Source organism: Streptomyces sp. NPDC007856 (assembly GCF_042868225.1).
GTDB lineage: Bacteria > Actinomycetota > Actinomycetes > Streptomycetales > Streptomycetaceae > Streptomyces.
Window position 1 is genome coordinate 1 of the sequence record NZ_JBIAEC010000044.1, and the last position, 19,949, is coordinate 19,949.

A 19,949-nucleotide genomic window follows, 5' to 3' on the forward strand; every position below is an offset into this window, starting at 1 on the left:
GTTCACCAAGGAGAGTTACGCGGTGGCCCGCCTCCTGTTCAGGGAGCGGTACTCATCCGTGGAAGTGCGCCCCGGGCAGACGCCCGCGCACTCCCAGCCGCTGATCGCCAACACCACGACGAGGGACACGATCCGGGGCCGTGGGGCCGTGGGGCCGTGGGGCCGTGGGCCCGCGGGGCGTGGCCGAAGTGTCCCGAACGCCCTGCCCAGCTGCGCAGACACTTCCCGCGCCCCTCGCTGCCGGCGTGGCGTCTCCGCCGTGATCCAGCGCAGGTGCGCCGGCACCCCGCTCCCGCCGTCGCCCACACGCACCAACAGCCGTGGTGCAGCCAGCCACTACTCGCGGTCCGATGCCCGCCGCCACAGACGGAATGCGAACACGTCGTCCGACACTGAGCGCATGGATCCTCCTCGAACCCGGGACGCCGCAGCGGGCTGCCCCGGCAAGGCCCCGGTCGCTCCGGGACACCGCGTGCATACACGGGTCGGCTCAAGCTGGCATGGTTATCCGGAGGAGCCGGGCATGGCTGTCCGGCACGAGCCGGGCATGGCTATCCGGTCGTACCGAAGGTCACCCGGTAGTAGCAGGCCCCATTGCACGACATCGTCGCCGCGTCGTCGAAGGCGTAGGAGTAGGCGTACGGCGCGGCCCGCTTGAATACCTTGATGTAGTCCACCAGCCACTTCGAGGGAACGCAGTGCTCGCGGCCCGCCCAGGCGCCGCGGCAGCAGTACGTGTCGCCGCCGAACGCCGCGCACGGCGGCTTGCAGCCGACGACCTGACCGCCCGAGACCGCGCGCATCGCGCTGGTGCAGTCGACCTCCAGGGTGCAGACCCCCTTGTAGCAGCCCGAGGAGGTGACCGGATCGGTGGTCGTGGTGTGGGAGACGTTGATGTACATCGGGAGGTTCGACCCGTCGACCATGATCACGTCGTAGAAGTCCAAGCCCGCGTACGCGTCGAAGGTGAACTCGCCCAGGGTGATCAGCGGGTTGGCGCCCTGGCAGACGCTGGTACAGTCACCGGTCCCGCAGTAGCCAGCGGCCGTCGAGGTGCATCCGGTCCGGCCCCAGATGCGTCCGCCCCAGTTGTTCGCCACGGTCACCGACATGCTCTGGCCCGGCGCCAGCTTGCTGCCCTGCGGGTAGATGTGGGTGTTGCTGAGGACCGCCCAGACCGTCTTCCCCGTCCGGTTGACCACGGTGATCGCGCGCTTGCCCGCTGGCGCGGTCACCGGGCGCGGTGCAGAGGCGATCGTGCCGGCGGCCGGCTTGGTCCTGTTCGCCGCCGGAAGGCTCGCCGTGGCCGAGGCCGAAGGATAGGCGCCGCGGCTCGCCGAGGCCGTCGGCGAGGGGGAGGCGCTCTGTGTCCGGGACGGGGACACGGCAGCTGTCGACGGCTGTGTGACGACCGGACGTTCCGCTGCGGATCGGGCGCCGGGCCCGGACGGCGACCCCACGCCGTAGATGAACAGCGCCGCGACGGCCGGCACGAACGCAGCCGTCCCGGCGTACCACCAGCGTTGCGACGAGGGCCTCACGTCGTGTCGACTGCCCTTCGTGCCATCGCGTATGCCTTCCTCGAAGTTCTCCGGGGCTGCGTACTGTCGGTGACCGTGGCGAGGGCAGCCCGGCCGACGACATCCCGGCTGCCCGGGCGCCGGGATTCCGGTAGTCCCCACAGGCGACCGGGGTCTCCGTTTCGGCAAGCCTCGTTACGGGTCGGGGGTCGCGAACCGGGGGCTGCCGTGTTCTGGCCGACACACAGGAATGTAATCACATGCCCCGGGACACACCAGATCGGGCACAACGAGGGCTGGAAGACGCAGAACAGGCAGGTCGCCCGGTGCGGTGGCCGGGTGTGAAACCTGCCTGTGCACAGAAAGACACGTGTGCCTCGGTGGTCTGCAAACGTTTGAAGGGCGGATCTTGACAGGTCCAGCACCGTGAGTTTCACTGATGCACGCAATCTCCGACGTTTGTCGGACAGCTCCACAGATCGATGTCTCGGGAGGCCGTCTCCACTACAGCGTCACAGACGAGACCGCACTCGGCGGACCCATATTTCCTTCGCTCGTCGATGCGCAAGAGGGTATGTGCTGTCTGGCTGCTGCGGCATTCGGACGTGGCAGGCGCGCGCCTGTGAAACACCGCTGACCTGTGCCGCGCCGCATGCCCAGGACGCTGTCAGTTGCACCATCCACCCGGGGCCACGGCCAGGATTGCGCCGCGTTTCCCCAGAGTTCGTGCTGCCAGGCTTCGCGATCACGATATCGCCTGCCCTGCATCTCGGGTAGTCGCGCGCACGCCGAAATCCTCGGCGTGGAGGGCTTCCCACCCTGAATCGTTCGTTTCTTACGGAAGTTCCTACTGTGTCAGCGCCCCGCACCGTCCAGTTCGAGTCCACCGACCTTCCCGGAACGACGCCGAGCGCTCGTGCCTCACGAGATACGCACGGAGATCCCGATGCGGCCGGCGGTGATTTCGCCCCGCTGTCGTTCTCACAGGAACGTCTGTGGCTGCTGGCGCAGATGGGCGGTGACGCAAACGCGGCGTACAACGAGCCGATGGCCTTCGACCTGCGCGGGCCGCTGGAGCAAGGCCAGCTGATCCGCGCACTCGACTTCCTGACGGCACGCCACGAGGCTCTCAGGACGCGGTTCGTGCCGGTCGGCGCCGGCGTCCGGCAGGTCGTCGACGCGCCCGGGACCGGCTTCCCCCTGACAGTCGAGGACCTGACCGGCCTGCCGGACGCCGGTGAGAGGCTGGCACAAGCACAGCGCGAGGTGTTCGCCGCCCCCTTCGCCATGGCCGAGGAGAGCCTGGCCCGGGGACGGCTGATCAGGTTCGGCGCGCAGCACCACGTCCTCCTGCTCACGGTGCACCACGTGGTCTTCGACGGTGCGTCGCGCACACTGCTCCTGCGCGAACTGAGCGAGGTGTACACCTCGCTCGTCCGGGGAGAGAGCCCCTCGCTGCCGGAGCTGACCTGGAGCTACGGCGAGTACGCCCGCTGGCAGAGGCAGTGGATGGACGGCGAGGAGCCCGAGGCGCACGCCGCGTACTGGACCGACGTTCTGGCAGATGCCCCGGCCGTGATCTCCCTGCCCACCGACCGGCCCCGGCCAGTGGAGCAGGACTTCCAGGGCGGCCGGGTGCGGGTGGACATCGACGAAGATCTCACCACCGCGCTGCGCGCGCTCGCCGAGAAGGGCGGGGTGTCGCTGTTCACGGCCCTTCTCTCCGGCTGGTCGGCGCTGCTCTCCCTGCTGTCCGGCCAGGACGACATCGTCGTCGGCACCCCGTCCGCCAACCGCAGGCGCGGGGACGTCGGCGGACTCATGGGCTTTTTCGTCAACACCATGGCCCTGCGCGTCGACGTGTCCGACTCCCGGACGGTCCTGGAACTGCTCGACGGCGTGAGCCGGCGACTGCGTTCCGGGCTCGCGCACATCGATCTGCCGTTCGACCGCGTGGTGGAGTCGGTCAACCCTCCCCGGAGCCCCGCCTACACCCCGCTGTTCCAGACGATGGTCGCCTGGGTCCCCCCGATGCAGAGCGAGCTGACCCTTCCGGGTGTCGAGGCGGAGCTCCGCGACAGCGGGTACGCGCCCGCGAAGTTCGATCTGGTGCTGGCCCTGTGCGACGAAGGGGAACGGATCACCGGGGAGATCGACTACGCCACCGCGCTGTTCGACCACACCACGGTCGAACGGTACGCGCGCTATCTGCTGCGCGTGCTGCGGCAGATGGCCGGGTGCCCCGACGCACGGATCGCCGACCTGTCGCTGCTCGACGCGCACGAGCGGCGAGAACTGCTGGAGGTCTTCAGCGACGGAGGCGCTTTGGCGGGGACGGACGCGGCCCCGCGCGGGAGCGTGCTGGACCGCTTCGCGGCGCAGGTGAGTGACCGGCCGGCACAGGCGGCCGTCGTCGACGGACACACCACGCTCGACTATGCGACGCTGGACCGGCGGTCCAACCGTCTGGCGCATGCCCTGATCGGCCGCGGCGTGCGGCCCGGCGATGTGGTGGGCCTGTACGCGGGGCGTTCCGCGCGGTTCGTCGTCGGAGTGCTCGCCGTGCTCAAGGCCGCTGCCGGTTACCTGCCGCTTGATCCCGGTCAGCCCGACGAGCGGCTGGCGGCCATGGTGGCCGACGCCCGGCCGGCACTGGTGCTGACGGACGGCGCGAGCCGGTCCGGCGACAAGACGCGGGCCCTGCCCGAAGGGTGGGAGGAACTGGACGCGGTCGAGGCGGAGGGCCTCGCGGACGACGCACCCGGTGTCACGGTGGACGCGTCGGCACTGGCGTACGTGATCTACACCTCCGGTTCCACCGGCCGTCCCAAGGGGGTGGCGGTGACGCACGGCAGCGTCGTCAACCTCCTCGACTACTGGCGGCAGGTCATGGGGGACGCTCCGGGCGAGGCGGCCTCGGCATGGTCGAGCACAGGGTTCGACGCGTCCGTGCACGAGACCCTGATGCCGCTGACCACCGGGGCGGTGCTGCACCTGGTCCCCGACGAACTGCGCGGCGACCCGCAGGCGCTCATGGGCTGGCTGCGGGAACACCGGGTCACCCAGGCGTTCCTGCCCCCGTCGTACATCACGTGGATCGACGAGGACCCGCACCGGCGGCTCGCCGGACTGAGCCTGAGCCGGCTGCTGACGGGTGTGGAGTCGCTGCCGGAGGCGGCCCTGCACCGCATGCGCGAGGTCCTGCCCGGACTGCGCATCTGCTACGGCTACGGTCCGACCGAGGCCACGCTCTACACCACGGCCCACACCGAACCGCGGCCGCGCGAGGGCAAGTGCCCCATCGGACGACCCCTTCCCGGAACCCGCCTCTACCTCCTCGACGAGCGGACGCGCCCGACGCCCGTGGGCGTCGCCGGCGAGGTGTTCGTCGGAGGTGCCAGTCTGGCGCGCGGGTACCTGAACCAGCCCGGCCTCACCGACGAGCGGTTCCTGCCGGACCCGTTCCTGCCCGGAGAGCGGGTCTACCGCACCGGTGACCTGGCGCGCTGGCTGCCCGACGGCAACGCCGAGTACGTCGGACGCCGCGACGACCAGCTGAAACTGCGCGGGTTCAGGATCGAACCCGGTGAGGTGGAGGCGGCACTGCTGACACTCCCCGGTGTGCGGGAGGCGGCGGTGCTCGCCGACCGCGACGCGCCCGGCGGGCCGCGTCTGGTGGCCGGCGTGGGCCGCGGCGAGGAGCCGTCGCGGACGGTGCACGAATGGCGCACGGCCCTGGCGGAGCTGCTGCCGGACTACATGATCCCGGCCGTCTTCGCGGAATTCGGGCAGCTTCCGCTGAACCGCAGCGGCAAGGTCGACCGGGCGGCGGTGCTGCGGGCCGCCGCCGACGCCCAGCCCGCACAGGTGAACACCGCCGCGCCGCGGGACGCCGTCGAGATGACCCTGTACCGGATCTGGCGGAAGCTGCTGGTGCACCCGGCGATCGGCATCGGCGACGACTTCTTCGACCTCGGCGGCACCTCGATCTCCGCCATCAAGATGGTGCACGCCGTCGAAGAGGAGTTCGGCCGCGCGCTGCCGGTCCGCGACATCATGCTGCACCGGACGATCGAGCGGCTGGGCGCCCTGCTGCGGCAGGCGCCGGACGGCGCGTCCGACGGCGCGCCGGACGGTCCGTCCAGGCAGCCGGACCATCCCGGCCTCGTGGAACTGCGCGCCGGCGAGGGCGGGCAGCGCGTGGTGTTCGTGCATCCCGCCGGCGGTACGGCGTTCTGCTATCTGCCGCTGTCCGCGGCGCTCGCCGACGGTGTCGGCGTGCTCGGCCTGCAGGCACCGGGGATCAACGCCGGCGAGTCGACGCTGCCCAGCGTCGAGGCCATGGCCGAGGAGTACCTGCGGCGGGTCGACGCCCGGCCGCACGAGTCGCTGGTGCTCTGCGGACTGTCCTTCGGAGGGCTGATCGCGTACGAGATGGGCCGCCGCCTCCGGGAGGCCGGACACGAGCGGGTGAGCGTGGTCCTGCTCGACACCCGCGGCACGGAGGACGCGGCGCAGCGTGCCGCCATCACATCCGTGGGCATGGACGAGTTCCGCCAGGGCCTCGTGCGGTTCAACGGCATGTATCCCGGCATCGACGACGCACAGATCGAGCGGTACCTCAACGTCTACAACCACCATCGCGCGGTCGTCCGCGACTACGAGGTGCCCGTGTCGCCCGCCCGTGTGGTGTTCATGCAGGCGACCGGCGGCGACGACGGCGGCGACGAGCAGGAGGCGGCCGCGCTCCGGGCGTTCTGGGAGCGCCGCGCGGGCGGCGGACTCGCCGTCGTACCGGTGCCGTGCGGCCACTGGGACATGTTGGAGAACGCGGCGCTGCCGCTCATCACCCAAGTGATCACCGCCGAACTCGACCGGCCGACCGCCCCCACGGCGGGCAGCATCCGAACCACGAACCCCGCGGTCCCCTCTGTCGCGCAGGAGGCGTGATGACCGACCCCCGCACCACCTCCGCGCCCGCCGGCGCCGACACCACGGACACGCCGGCCGCATCCCTTACCGAGGGCCTCGCACTGGGCGTGCACCAGCAGGCCCTGCGCACCCCCCGCGCGGTGGCGGTCGCCGACGGCGACGTACGGCTCGAGTACGCGGAGCTGAACGCCGCGGGCGCCGCCCTCTGCGAGGCGCTGCGCCGCAGCGGGGTGCGTCCCGGGCAGGCGGTGGCTCTCGCAATGCCGCGGTCGTGGCAGCTGGTCTGCGCGATGCTCGGCGTGCTGCGCCTGGGCGCACAGGTGGTGCCGCTGGACACCCGCAGCCCTGCACAGCGGCGCCGCCACATCCTGCTCGACTCCGAGGCGGTCGCGGTCGTGCACGCCAGCGCGATCCCGGACGAACTGCCCAACGGTGTACGGCCGCTGGCGATGGACGAGCTGCTACCGCGGGTTCCCGGGGCGCAGCCGGTCCCCGAGGCACCCGCGCCGTGCACCGGGGTGTCGTTCATGTTCTACACCTCGGGGACGACGGGCCGTCCCAAGGGCGTGCAGGTGCGCGACTCCGGCGTGGTGCGGCTGGCCCAGCCCGGCTACATGCGGATGGAGGCCGGGGACCGCTACGCGTGCCTGTGCAACCCGGCCTTCGACCCGCTGAACTTCGAGATCTGGGTGCCGCTGCTGACCGGCGGCTGCTGCGTCGTCTTCCGCGACGAGGACGTCCAGACCCCCGAGCTGCTGGCCGACGCGCTGCGCAGGGAGCGGATCGACACGCTGACCATGGCGGTCGCGCTGTTCAACGCGACGGTCGACGCCGTCCCCGACTGCTTCTCGACGGTCGGCCAGGTGTTGCTGGGCGGTGAGCAGCTCAACGCGCGGATCGTCAGCCGCTGGTACCGGGACAACGCCTCCGCCCCCACCCTGCTCTACAACGTCTACGGGCCGACCGAGGCCACCACCTTCGTGCTGTCCCACCCCGTTCCCCGGGACTTCGACGGTGACGTGGTCCCGATCGGGCGGCCGCTGCCGGGCTCCGGCGCGGTGCTGGTCGCCGACGGCCAGGAGCGCACCGCGGCACCCGGTGAGATCGCCGAACTCTTCGTCACCGGACCCCAGTTGGCGGCCGGTTACAAGAACCTGCCGGATGAGACGGCGGGGCGCTTCGTCCGGCTGCCGTGGCTGGACGGCGGCGAGAGCGTCCACTACCGCACCGGCGACTTGGTGCGGGCAGACGCGGACGGCCTCGTCGAGTACATCGGGCGCGCGGACCGCCAGGTGAAGGTGCGCGGGTTCCGGATCGAGCCCGGCGAGGTGGAGCGGCAGATCGAGGCGCACCCCGCGGTGCGCAAGGCACACGTGTGCACACGGCGCTCGGGCCAGGACGGGCCGAACGAGCTGCTGGCCTTCGTCGTGCTGGGCCAGGACCTGACGTACGAGGAGTTCGACGAACACCTCGCGGGCCGGCTGACCTCCTACATGCGGCCGCACCAGGTGCACCTGGTCCCGGCGCTGCCGCTGAACGCCAACCGCAAGGTCGACGAGGCCGCTCTGCTGGCCGGCGCGGACCGGCCGTGGCGGCCCGTCGCCGCCGACACGGCGGACACGGCGGACGCCGCGCCCCTGACGGAGCAGCAGCGCGAGGTGCTCCGGCTGGCCGAGGAGATTCTGCAGGTGACCGGGCTGACGCTCGGCGACCGCTGGATCGCCTGTGGCGGGGACTCGCTCAAGGCCCTGCGGCTGCGCTTCGAGATCCGGCGGCGCTTCGGCTGCGACGTGGCCCAGTCGGCCGTCCTGCACGCAGACCTCGCGGGCATCGCCGGGGCCGTCGCCTCCCTTCGCGACGGCGGCGAGAGCCCCTACCCGGTGCCGGCACCCCCCACCGGGGCGCGCACCGCCCCCGCCACCAGCGAGCAGCAGCGCCTGTGGCTCCTGCAGCGGCGCACGCCCGACTCCCTGGCGTACGGCGCGTGCACGGCGTTCACGGTGGAAGGGCCGGTGGACGAGGCCGCGCTCCGGCACGCCCTGCGCACCCTGGTCGAACGCCATGCCGCGCTGCGTACGTCCTTCGACGCCTCCGGCGCCCAGGGACTGCGGCAGGTGGTGGCGGACCCCTACGACCCGTGGCACACCCCCGGGGAGGAGCGGGTGTGGGACGGGACGGCGGCCCGCGCCTTCGCCGACCGGTTCTTCTCCGAGCCGTTCGACCTGGCCCAGCCGCGGATGCTGCGGGCCTGCTGGCTGCCCGGCGAGGGCGGCGGGACACTCCTGCTCCACCTGCACCACATCGCCGTCGACGGCTGGTCCCTCGGCATCCTGCTGCGGGACCTGTCGGCCGCCTACGCCCGCGCCGTCTCGGCGGCGGAGGTCGGTCAGCCGGAACCACCGGCCGGGCAGCCGGAACCGGCCGCGGCGGCTACTCCGCTGGACTACGCCGTCTGGCAGGCCGACTGGTTCACCACCGACGCCTACCGAAGGCAGCGGGAGCAGCTGCTCGCCGTGTACGGCGGTGTGTCAGAGCCGTCCGAACCGCTGCCGTCGAGCGGATCCGACCCGGCGCCTCGCGCGCGGCTGCTGCACACCGCGCTCGACGCGGCGCAGCAGGCCGAGGTCGACCGGCGGTGCGCCGAACTCGGTCTGACGCGCTTCCAGGTGCTGCTCGCGGCGTTCTCCTGGAGCCTCTACGGTGTCACCGGCCTGACCCGGCCCCGCGTTGCCGCCCCCGTCGCCAACCGCCCGGTGCGGGAGTTCGAGGACAGCGTGGGCATGCTGGCCAACACCGTGCTGCTGCCCGTGGCGATCGCGCCGCACGAGGAGCTGCACGCGCAGCTGCCGCGTGTCGCGGACGGTATACGCCAGGTGCTGGAGTGCCAGGAGGTGGCGCTGGCGGACACCCTGGTCGACTGTCAGCCCGCGGACGACGGCAGCCTGTTCGACGTCCTCTTCGTGCTGGAGAACACCGACTTCGGCGCGCTGGCGCTCCCCGGATGCGTGCAGCGCCCGCTGTGGTGGGCGCCGCCCGAGGCCAAGTGCCCGCTCACCGTCTCGGTGGTCGAACGCGGTGACGGTCTCGACGTGCTGTGGGAGTACGCGGACGGCAGGTTCGACGACGACACCGTGCGGGCCATGGCCGGCCTGTTCCGGCAGGGCCTGGAGGCACTCGCGGCCGGCGCCGCGACGACGGCGGGGCAGCTGGTCGCGCCCTACCGGCGATCGCTGCCCGAGCACGGGCGCGGGGAAACGCTGCGCCCGGCGTTCCGCACGGTCGCCGACGGCTTCGCGCATCAGGTCGCGCGGACCCCGGACGCCCCCGCCGTGGTGGCGGACGACGGGCGGAGCGTGACTTACGCGCAGCTCGACGCCCACGCCGCCGCGCTCGCCGCGGAACTCTCCGCCCGCTACACCCTTCCCGAGGACGGCGGCCCCTGCCAGGTCGCGCTGCACCTGGACCCCTCGACCGAGCACGTCGTCGCGCTGCTGGCACTGGCCCGGCTGAACCTGACGGCTGTCCCCCTCGACCCCTCCTATCCGCCCGCCGTGCTCAGGCACATCCTGGAGCAGGTGGATCCGCTGTGCGTGATGGTCATGCCGCACGCGGGAGCGGCGCTCGACGCCGTCGTCCCCGACGGGACGCCCCGCCACCCGGTGGTGCTGCGCGACGCGGCGGCGCCGGACGTGCGGCCGGACACCGCGCCGGCCGAGCGGACCGCCCACGACGGCGCCCGGCCGCTGTACACGCTGTTCACCTCGGGATCGACCGGCGTCCCCAAGGGCGTACAGGTCTTCGATCGCACCCTGTGCAACCTGCTGACGTGGCAGGAAGGATCGGGTGGACTCGGGGCCGCGGCGGTCACCCAGCAGTTCTCGATGCTGTCGTTCGACGTGTCCTTCCAGGAGATCTTCAGCACGCTGTGCGGCGGCGGCCGTCTCCACCTCGTGCGCCCCGGATGGCGGCACGACCCCGCCGCACTGCTGGAGCAGCTGGAGTCCGCGGGTGCCGAGCGCCTGTTCCTGCCCTACGTGGCGTTGCAGCTGCTCGCCGAGTACGGCGTCCGCCTCGGCAGGTTTCCCTCCCGGCTGCGGGAGGTCCTCACGGCCGGCGAGCAGCTGGTGTGCACCCCCGCCATCCGGCGCTTCTTCGCCGCGCTGCCCGGCGCCCGGCTGTTCAACCACTACGGCCCCACCGAGACCCACGTGGTCAGCGCCCTGTGCCTGGACGGCGATCCGGCGCACTGGCCCGAGCGTCCCGCCATCGGCCGGCCGGTGGCAGGCGCGGTCCTGCGCGTGGTGGACGCGGCCGGTGAGCCTGTACCCCCGGGATGCACGGGAGACCTGCTGATCGGCGGCACCATGACCACCCGGTGCTACCTGGGCGACCCCGCGCTCAACGACGCACGCTTCGTGGAGGTGCCCGGGGACGGGCTGTTCTACCGCAGCGGGGACCGCGCCTGGTTCGACCGGGAGGGAATGCTGCACTACGCGGGACGGAACGACCAGCAGGTCAAGCTGAGCGGGCACCGCCTGGAACTCGGCTCGGTCGAGGCGGCCCTGCTGCGCCACCCGGCCGTGACGAACGCGGTGGTGGTGCTCGACGAGGGCCGGCTCGTGGCCTGCCTGGAGTCCCGGGAGCAGACCCCGCCCGCCGACGACCTGGCGGCCCATCTGGCCGCCGAACTGCCCGCCTACGTGCGCGTGGATCGGTTCCGGCAGCTGGACGTCCTGCCCCGCACGCCCAGCGGCAAGCTGGACCGCAAGGCTGCGCTGAGGGCGCCCGGACGGGAACTGCGCCGCTCGGCGGACGCCCGCGCGTCGTTCTCGCCTGAGGAACAGCGGCTGGCCGACGCCTTCGAGGCGGTCGCCGGCCTGGCGATCGGGCCGGACCAGGCATTCTTCGACGCCGGTGCCTCCAGCCTCACCCTGATGCGCTTCCACCTGCGGTGCACGACCGAACTGGGCCTGCGCTTCAGCGTCGCGGACCTCTTCGAGCACGTCACGATACGCAAGCTGGCCCGGCACCTCTCCGGGAGCGGCCCGGAGAGCGGGAAGCGGCCCGAGGCGGCCGCGGAGCACGAGGCCGTCCGCGCGGACGGCGACCGCGCGCGGTACAAGGACGAACCCATCGCCGTCATCGGGATGGCCGTGCGGCTGCCGGGCGCCCCGGACCTGGCTTCCTTCTGGGACCTCGTGGTCTCCGGCGGCACGGGCATCCGGTACTTCGACGCCCCGGACGGCATGATCGGCGCCCGCAGCCAGCTCGACGGCATGTTCGCCTTCGACCCCGGCCACTTCCGCATCAGCCCGCAGGAAGCCCGGCTGATGGATCCGCAGCAGCGCCACCTGCTGATGGCCTGCGAACAGGCCCTGGCGCACGCCGGCATCGCGGATCCGTCCGCCGCGCGTATCGGCCTGATCGCCAGCGCCGGCGAGAGCACCTACTTCCAGTCGATGCTGCGTGAGGCGGACCCGCGCTCGCTGCCCGACTCCTTCCAGCTCGCCCTGCACCACGAGAAGGACTTCCTCGCCACCAAGGCGGCCTACCACCTCAACCTCACCGGACCGGCCTTCACCGCCCAGGCGGCGTGTGCCAGTTCCCTCATCGCCGTCCATGTCGCGGCGGGCCTGCTGCGGCAGGGCGACGCCGAGGTGATGCTGGCCGGCGGCGTGCTCGTCGACTCCACCGTCTCCGACGGCTACCGCTACCGCCCGCAGCACATCTTCTCCGCCGACGGTCACTGCCGGCCCTTCAGCGACGACGCGAGCGGCACGGTCGGCGCCAGCGGCGTCGGAGTCGTGGTGCTGAAGCCGCTGTCACTCGCCCGCCGGGACGGCGACACCGTCTACGGGCTGGTCACTGGCTCTGCGCTGAACAACGACGGTTCGGACAAGCTGGGCTACAGCGCCCCCTCGCTCGCCGGTCAGCGCGAGGTGATCCGCAGCGCCCTCGACCGCGCCGGACGCACCGGCGCCGACCTCGGCTACGTGGAGGCGCACGGCACCGGCACCCGGCTCGGCGACCCGGTCGAAGTGGGCGCTCTGCGGCAGGCGTTCGACGTGACCGAGTCCGGCGTCTGCGCTCTGGCCTCGGTGAAGAGCCAGATGGGCCACCTCGGCGCCGCTGCCGGCGTGGTCGGCCTGGTCCGCGCCGTGCTCGCGGTCCATCACGCGACGATCCCCCCCAACATCGGCTTCGGCGCCTTCAACCCGGAGATCGGCCCCGATCCGACCCCGTTCCGCGTGCCGGCCGAAGCCGGGCCGTGGCCCGCCGGCCGCCGCCGGATCGCGGCGGTCAGCAGCTTCGGGATCGGGGGCACCAACGCGCACATGATCGTCGAACAGGACGACGCGGACTTGAGCGCCCGAAGCGCCGGGGACGGTGGCGTGCCACCGGTACTGGTGCTCTCCGCCGACAGCGAGCAGGTGCTGCGGACCGACGCGGCACGGATCGCCGACCACCTCCAGGACCGGCCCGAAAACCTCGGCCGGGTGCTCCGCCACCTCCAGGCGGGCCGCGTCGCCCGCCGGCTGAGGGCGGCCACGCCCTGCCCGGACAGCGGCTTCGCCGTGCGATGGCTGCGGGCGCTCGCGTCGGGCGAGGTGACCCCCGCGGCGGCGGGTTTCGACGAGTCGCCGACCCCGGCAGCGGGCCGCACGGCCGAGCAGCTCGCCGTCGCCTTCACCACCGGGCCGGTCGACTGGCCCGCCGGAGCGGCACCCGCCCCGTGGGACTTCCCGCCGCCGTCCTTCGCCCTGTCCGACTACGCGTTCCGCCGGGCCGTCACGCCTGCCGCCGGGGAGCCGCAACGGCTCCCCGAGGACGCGTGGCTGCATCAGCCGAACTGGGTGCGACTGCACCGCGCGGGTGCCGGCACGCCGTCGGACACGACTGCCCCCGGCGCGCCGCTGCTGGTGGTGATGACGGCGCGGCCCCTGCCGCAGGACGCCCTCACCGCCTTCAGGTCCGTCGCCGGGCGGGTCGTCCAGGTGAGCCCCGCCGACTCCTTCGCACACCTCGGCCCGGACACGTTCGAGGCCGACCCCGCCGACCCCGCGTCACTGCGTCAGCTGCTCGACACCCTGCGCCTCGACACCCTGGAGCAGGACGCGACCGACGGGACGGGCGACGGCCGCGTGGAGTGGATCCACGCGCTACCGCTGGCGGTCGAGGGACTGCCCGGCGCCGAGACACTCGGCCACGCCCGCCGCGCGGCCCTGGACACCACCGCCGCCCTCGTGAAGGCGCTGTCCGGGCGCGCGCTCGCCGCACGCGTGTGGTGGCTGTCGTACGGCGCCCAGCCCGTGCGGGAAGCCGTGCGGCGACCGGAGCTGAACCAATTGGCCGGCGTGATCGAGGTCGTCCACCAGGAGCAGGCCATCGACGGCCACTGGCTCGACCTGCCCGACGGCAACCTCACCCGGTGGGCGGCGCAGGTGGCCGCCGTCGTCCGCAGTGCCGTCCGGCCGCAGGAGGACCCCGGGGTGCCCCTGCCCCTGCCCCTGCCCCGGCGCCTGGCGCTGCGGGAGGGTTACTGGTGGCGGCAGGAAACCGCTGCCGTCACCTCGCCCGAGGCCCGGCACCTGCCACTGTCCGGCGGAGAAGGGACGCACCTCGTGCTGGGCGGGACCGGCGGCATCGGCCGCGCCGTCGCCGCCTGGCTGCTGGAACAGACCGCCGGCCGTGTCCTGCTGCTGTCCAGAAACCCGCAGCTGCCCGCGGAACTCGAGCAGTGGGCCGAACGCGTCGACCTGGTGGCGGCGGACCTGGCCACCATGCCGGTGCACGAGGTGACCGCCGTGATCGCCCGGCACACCTCGCGTCTGGACAGCGTCGTCCACGCGGCCGGCACGGCGGTCGGCGGGCTCGTCACCCGCCGGGACGCCTCCACGATGCGAGTGGATTCCGCTGCCCGGGAGAACGGCGCCCTGGTGACGGAAGAGCTGATCGACCGGTACCAACCGGCGTTCGCGGTGTACTGCTCGTCGATGTCGGCCCTGCTCGGCGGTGTCGGCCAGTTCGACTACGCGGCCGGCGCCGCCCTGCTCGACGGCTTCGCCGGGTACCGCGGCAGCGACGTGGAGACGACGGTGAGGATCGCCGTCGACTGGGACGTGTGGCGCGAGACCGGCATGGCCACGCGGGTACTGAACGCGGACAGCCGCCACCAGGCCCACCTGGCCGTCGGTCTGACGGTGGAGGAGGGCAAGCGGGTGTTCGGCCGGGTTCTCGCCCTGCAGCTGCCGCACCTGCTCGTCTCCACGACCGACATCGAGGCGTCCCGCGCCTTCTACGTCCCCGCCAGCCGGGGCGAGGCGGACCAGGCGCCCCGGCCGGACCACTACGCGGAACCGGCCGGCGCGACGGAGCCGGGCGACCGCGCCGGGCTGATCGGTCGGTGGCTGAGGGAACTCGTTGGCGTCGAGGCCCTGGAGCCGGACGACTCGCTGTACGACCTGGGCGCCGACTCGCTGACGCTGCTCCATCTGATCAGCATGGTGGACGAGCACTTCGGTGTGGAACTCGACCTGGCGTCCTTCACCCACCAGGTCAGCCTCGTCGAGATCCTCAAGCAGCTGCACGAGGTCGAGGTGCCGGCCGCCCCCACGCCGTCCGCCGGCCGGCCGTCCGGCCGGACGACCGCGGCCCCCTCCGCAGCCCTCACGGAGCCCGAGGTCGCGCTGGACGTCTGGCAGGAGGGCACCGCAAGCACGGTGCTGTGCCTGGTCCACCCGGTGGGCGGCGACATCCAGGCGTACCGGACCCTGGTCGCCTCGCTCGGCCCCGAGCCGACCGTCTGCCTCATCGCCGACCCGGCTCTGCGCCGTGCCGAGGCGCTCCCGTGGTCGCTGGCCAAACGCGCCCGGCGCTACCACGAGGCGCTGCGGGCACGCTACGACGACTCCGAGTGGGACGTGTGCCTGGCCGGGTGGTCCTTCGGTGCCCGGACGGCCATGGAGATGGCCTGCCTGGCCGAGGACGAGGGGCGGCCCGTGGAAGCCCTCTACCTGCTCGACCCTCCGCCCCCGCAGGCGCGGGAGTTGATCGCCGCCTACGACGAGACCCAGTTCGAAGCGGTGTTCGCCGCCGAACTCGGCGGGAGCGGGGTACGGCCGGCCGCCCAGGCGCAGGCCTACGCAGAACGGCTCGCCCGCTGCTGCCGGGCCAACCTGCGCAGCCTGTCGGACCACCTCGTACGGCCGCTCTCCGACACCCCCACCCACCTCTGGCTCGCCGGGCATGCCAGCGAGGGCATGCCCTCGCTGGGCGATCCGCGGCAGCTTCTCGAGGAGTGGGGTGCGTACCTGCCGCCGACGGCCGAGCGCGCCATCCTGCCCACGGACCACTACGGCGTCGTCGCGGCGCCCCACGTGCACACCGTGTCCGAGACCGTCACCGCGACGCTCCCGGACCAGGCGGCCCGCAAGCTGCCACCGGACGAAAGCCCCTGACCTCGCACACCCCCGCGGTGTCACCTTCGCGAGACCCGTTCGCCCGCGCCGACAACGCCCGGCGGTCGCGCCGAACCGCACATAGCACCTTGGAGATCACGTGGAACTGTACGAACTCGAAGCCGTGGAAGCCGTCACCACACGCCCGCTGCACCAGTACGACACCCTCGTCGTCCAGCAGATCACCCCGGTCATCGGTGCGGAGGTCTCCGGCCTGGACCTGTCGCAGGAGCTGTCCGAGGAGCAACTGGCGGACCTGAAGAACGCGTTCCTCGACCACCACGTACTCGTCTTCCGCGACCAGGTCCTCACCGGGGAGGAGCACAAGCGCCTCGCCGCCCACTTCGGTGAGCTGCGTCCGGTGAACCCGCCGCCCCTGGAGGGCGACCCGTACATCCTGGAGCTGCGCACGACCGTGGCGGCCGCGGACGTGAACGGCAACGGGTGGCACGCCGACGGCACCGCCGACGAGGAGCCCTCACTGGGATCGATGCTCTACATCACCCAGGTACCGGAGTCCGGCTGCGGAGGCGACACCCTGTTCGCCAACATGCACCTCGCCTATTCGATGCTCTCGCCGGCGCTGCGCGGCATGCTCGACGAGCTGACCGCGATCCACGACGGCGCCCTGGCCTTCCAGGGCCGCACGCCTCCCCGTGAGGACTACGTCATTCCTGTGAGCGAGCACCCGCTGGTGGTGCGCCATCCCGAGACCGGCCGCAAGCTGCTGTACGTCAACGGTGCCTACACAAGCCGCATCCCGCAGCTGTCGCAGCGGGAGAGCCGCGCGCTGCTCGACATGCTCATCGAAACCGTCCCCTCCCGGCCGGCCCTGCAGTGCAGGGTCCGCTGGGAGCCCAACACCCTCGTGTTCTGGGACAACCGCTGCGTCCAGCATCACGCCACCTACGACTACTACCCCTTCGCCCGGTACGGGCAGCGTGTCGCGATCAACGGCGGCCCCCTGAGGGGCTGAGCGGTACCCCGAACGGCCCTGCGCGTTTCGGGGCGCGGGGCGTCCGCACACGTGACGTCCGAAGAGGTGGTTCCCGCAGGGGCGCACGGACGGCTGAACACGAGACATGTGTGATGCCCCTTCGAGAAATGTATTGGTCTTGGGACTTGCCTGGCTGGTGATCGACCGGCCGCTGTAGCATCCGGCCGTGTGGGCGCGGGCGGCGGCCGGTATGCCTTGCCCGTCGCCTTGTCGTCCGTAGCATCCGGATCGGCCCGCTGGGCACCGGTGTTCGACCTTGTCGAGATACCCGCCGGGGACATGGCCGTAGCCGAGGCCGGCAGGCGAACATGATCGGGAGTCCGCAATGACCATTCGCTCTTCCGTGAGGCTGCTGCTCGAAGCGAGTGCGGCCGCCGTGGCGGTCTGTGCCGTGGGCGCGAGCGCCGCCGACGCGTCGGTGGAGCGGGCCGGTGGCGCACCGCACGGCAGACACCAGCCCTACCGGGCGGTCGACGGGAGCAGAGCCGACTCCTCCTGCCGGTTCTCCTTGGACGGACACACCTGGCAGGAGGCCTCGCAGATCAGGGACAGCGCCCTGGCGGTCGGCGGCGACAAGGCGGTACGCATCGACGTTCACGCCGGCCACGGCGCGTCCTGCACGCGCGGGTCCACCTGGCAGACCTCCGGCAAGCAGGAGCTCGTGGGCTTCGACACCGATTCGCTGGCCCGGGGCACGACCGATTCCCTTCGGACAGCGGTCCCAGCCAAGGAGTGCTTCGCCCAGATCGACCTCTACCGCGGCAGTGTCAAGCACGGCGGCACGACGGCCCGTCTTCCCGAGGGCCCCGATCACCCGATCTTCAACGGCATCCTGATCGCCGCATGGCACGGAGGAACCCAGGTCTGCACGGACACCCCGGCCCTCACCCCGCCGGCGGCCACGGCTCCCCCACCGCCACCGTAACGTCCCCGTCTTCGGTCCCGTCCTCGGCCCTCGCCGCCGTGCCGACCCCGACGGCGAGCACCGGCGGCTACCTCGCCGAGACCGGAGCCGGTTACCACACGCTCCTCCTCGCCGCCGGTGCGGCGGTCCTGGTGGCAGGCGGCGGTATCACCCTGGCCGCGTCCCGCCGCCGGAACGCCGTCCGCAGGCACTGACCCGGCTCTCGGCGTCTTCCGCCGAGACCTCCCGTCACGGTCTGCCGATCCCGTCGGCAGACCGTGACGGCGTTCGTGAAACACATCTGCAAGGAGAACCCACCATGAAGCGTCTACCGAAGCCGGACGACGAAACCCTGTTGATCCGGACCGACTTCTCCGACGAGGAGGCATGGCAGGCTGTTTGTACGGCGATCACGACCCCGAACGAGGACGAGTTCCTGGCCGACCTCCACATCGTGGACGATCCCGCCTATCGCGACCTGACGGTCGATGAGCTCGCCTCGCTGGCCCCCGAGGACGAATACCTGCTCATCGTGGCCGACAGGACCGCCCTCACCGCGCCGGGGATGCCCTTGCTCGTCCTGCAGCTGGACGAGGAGGACGCCCAGGAGCACGGGCGCGATCTGCGGGTCGTCGCCGAAGAGCTCTGGGGGATCGAGAACAACCTCCGCCTCGCCAACATGGACTGGTGGGAATTCGTCGATTCCGCGGACGACGACGGTGTTTTCCTGGGCGAGTCTCGGTTCGCCCCCGGCCGACGATCGCTGACCGATCGGCGGCCGGTTGCCCGTCGGACCGTTCCGGAGGTTCCTGCCGGCAGAGGGTGCGGTCCCGAAACCGTCGTGACGGGTGACCGGTAGCGCCCGCCCGCTGCGGAGTCCATCCTTCCCGCGGAGCGGGAAAGGCACCCCGCAGCGGCCCCGGCCGCAGTGGACCTCACATCTGGTACCACCCGGAGAGAGCCAGCCCGAGCAGGCCGAGCAGCAGGCAGGTCCCGAAGTTGACCACCTTGTGGGACAGGAAGACCGCGATGAACTCGCGGATCGTCGCGCTGGGCCAGAAGTACGCCGCGGTCGGCGCACCGACGACCTGGCCCCGGACACCGGCGACACGGGCCGTGAGCGCGGCGCGGAAGACGCGTCGGTGGTGCGGGAGCGGGTCTCGCGCCGGATCATCTCCACGGGAACACCGTGTCTGACGAGGTACTCGGCCATCGCGTCGGCCTCGGGAAGGTCCTCGTCGGGTCCCCGGCCACCCGACGTCAGCAGCATGGGCGGATTGCCACGCGCGGCCTGCGTATCGTACAGCGGACGCCGCCGGTCGAGACGGTTCGCCACCAGCCGTGGCACCCGGGAGCCGCCGATGAAACCGGAACCGAGCACGATCACGAAGTCGCCGTCCCGCCGGTTCGGCAGCCGGCCGTACAGGAACGCGTACCCGAGGAAACACAGGAAGAGGAACGAGACGTTTCAGGTCAGCGACCCAGGGCGGCTTCGCCGCCCGCCGTGGGGCGGGCAAATGGGCAGAGCAAACACCCCGTAGCCCTTGATCAACACCGCGCCGCGGGGTGGCAGTGCAGGAGTCGAGGTCAGCTACCTGGGATTTTGCCCACGCCGGTGCGTATTTACGCGTCAGTGCAGTGTGATGGTGGGATCTGTGAGATATGTGTGAAGCTCGCCGGTCCGGATCGCGTGTCCGGGTGACCGTGAGCTCGTTCGTGTCGTGGCCGGGGCAGAGCCTTGTGTGTCTTCGGACCGGAGTCAGCGCCCGGTGTCGGTCTGCCACACCACGGTGCCACCGTCCCGGATGAGCACGTTGCCGTTCGCGCTGATGACCAGCACCGCCCCAGGATGCCCGCCGGTTCCCGACGACCACAGTGGCTCCCAGCCGGGGTCGTAGATGACCAGGTTGCCGTCGGACTGGAACACCGCTTCCAGGACCGGGCCGGAGATGTGCGTCGCCCAGCGGGTCACACCGTCCTCGTCGACGACGGCCAGGTTCCCGTTCCGCGGCATGACGAGGGCGGTCTGCCCGGAGGAGCCTAAGGGGTCCTTGCAGAAAGATCTTGTTGTGGCACGGTGGAGATGTACGTGATTCCGTGCTTCGTGGGGGTGACCATGACGCGGCGGAAGCCGTGGG

At 71.9% G+C, this 19,949-nt stretch carries 8 protein-coding genes and 1 pseudogene; 6 read left to right on the forward strand and 3 right to left on the reverse strand.

The genetic code is table 11. The annotated features are described in order from the left end of the window. Window positions 1–551 precede the first annotated feature (551 nt). A complete protein-coding gene (locus tag ACFYOH_RS42715) occupies window positions 552–1,235 on the reverse strand; it encodes a thaumatin family protein (RefSeq protein ID WP_388637213.1) in 684 nt (227 codons plus the stop codon). Window positions 1,236–2,531: 1,296 nt separating this feature from the next. On the opposite strand from ACFYOH_RS42715, the gene ACFYOH_RS42720 reads away from it, so the two are divergent. From ACFYOH_RS42720 to ACFYOH_RS42745, 6 genes are all read left to right on the forward strand, one after another. Then, window positions 2,532–6,470: an amino acid adenylation domain-containing protein gene (locus ACFYOH_RS42720; RefSeq protein ID WP_388637216.1), complete on the forward strand. Its 3,939-nt coding sequence runs from the start codon at window positions 2,532–2,534 to the stop codon at window positions 6,468–6,470. Further along, window positions 6,470–15,910 (forward strand): amino acid adenylation domain-containing protein, encoded by a 9,441-nt coding sequence (locus tag ACFYOH_RS42725; RefSeq protein WP_388637218.1) that lies wholly within the window; start codon window positions 6,470–6,472, stop codon window positions 15,908–15,910. The genes ACFYOH_RS42720 and ACFYOH_RS42725 overlap by 1 nt, the downstream gene beginning before the upstream one ends. A 100-nt stretch (window positions 15,911–16,010) precedes the next feature. Further along, window positions 16,011–16,886 carry a TauD/TfdA dioxygenase family protein gene (locus ACFYOH_RS42730; protein WP_388637221.1) on the forward strand — a complete coding sequence of 292 codons (876 nt, stop codon included), beginning with the start codon at window positions 16,011–16,013 and terminating at the stop codon, window positions 16,884–16,886. 346 nt (window positions 16,887–17,232) lie between these two features. Then, the gene (locus ACFYOH_RS42735; RefSeq protein WP_388637223.1) at window positions 17,233–17,832 is read left to right on the forward strand and encodes a hypothetical protein; all 600 of its coding nucleotides are present in this window, start codon (window positions 17,233–17,235) and stop codon (window positions 17,830–17,832) included. A gap of 38 nt (window positions 17,833–17,870) precedes the next feature. Further along, the gene (locus ACFYOH_RS42740) at window positions 17,871–18,026 is read left to right on the forward strand and encodes an LAETG motif-containing sortase-dependent surface protein (protein ID WP_388637225.1); all 156 of its coding nucleotides are present in this window, start codon (window positions 17,871–17,873) and stop codon (window positions 18,024–18,026) included. A 104-nt stretch (window positions 18,027–18,130) separates the two neighbouring features. After that, complete coding sequence (locus ACFYOH_RS42745) at window positions 18,131–18,670, forward strand: DUF6924 domain-containing protein (protein ID WP_388637227.1); 540 nt, start codon at window positions 18,131–18,133, stop codon at window positions 18,668–18,670. 76 nt (window positions 18,671–18,746) lie between these two features. Here ACFYOH_RS42745 and ACFYOH_RS42750 read toward each other — a convergent pair. Together ACFYOH_RS42750 and ACFYOH_RS42755 are read right to left on the reverse strand one after the other, a co-directional pair. Further along, window positions 18,747–19,276: pseudogene (locus tag ACFYOH_RS42750) on the reverse strand (YdcF family protein); the annotation flags it as partial. A gap of 294 nt (window positions 19,277–19,570) precedes the next feature. After that, the gene (locus ACFYOH_RS42755) at window positions 19,571–19,825 is read right to left on the reverse strand and encodes a hypothetical protein (RefSeq protein WP_388637230.1); all 255 of its coding nucleotides are present in this window, start codon (window positions 19,823–19,825) and stop codon (window positions 19,571–19,573) included. Window positions 19,826–19,949: the final 124 nt, after the last annotated feature.

Coding starts and splice junctions, on each gene's coding strand:
- ACFYOH_RS42755 (WP_388637230.1), bottom strand. CDS start 19,825: ATGCCGCGGAACGGGAACCTGGCCGTCGTCGACGAGGACGGTGTGACC.
- ACFYOH_RS42720 (WP_388637216.1), top strand. CDS start 2,532: ATGGGCGGTGACGCAAACGCGGCGTACAACGAGCCGATGGCCTTCGAC.
- ACFYOH_RS42735 (WP_388637223.1), top strand. CDS start 17,233: ATGACCATTCGCTCTTCCGTGAGGCTGCTGCTCGAAGCGAGTGCGGCC.
- ACFYOH_RS42745 (WP_388637227.1), top strand. CDS start 18,131: ATGAAGCGTCTACCGAAGCCGGACGACGAAACCCTGTTGATCCGGACC.
- ACFYOH_RS42725 (WP_388637218.1), top strand. CDS start 6,470: ATGACCGACCCCCGCACCACCTCCGCGCCCGCCGGCGCCGACACCACG.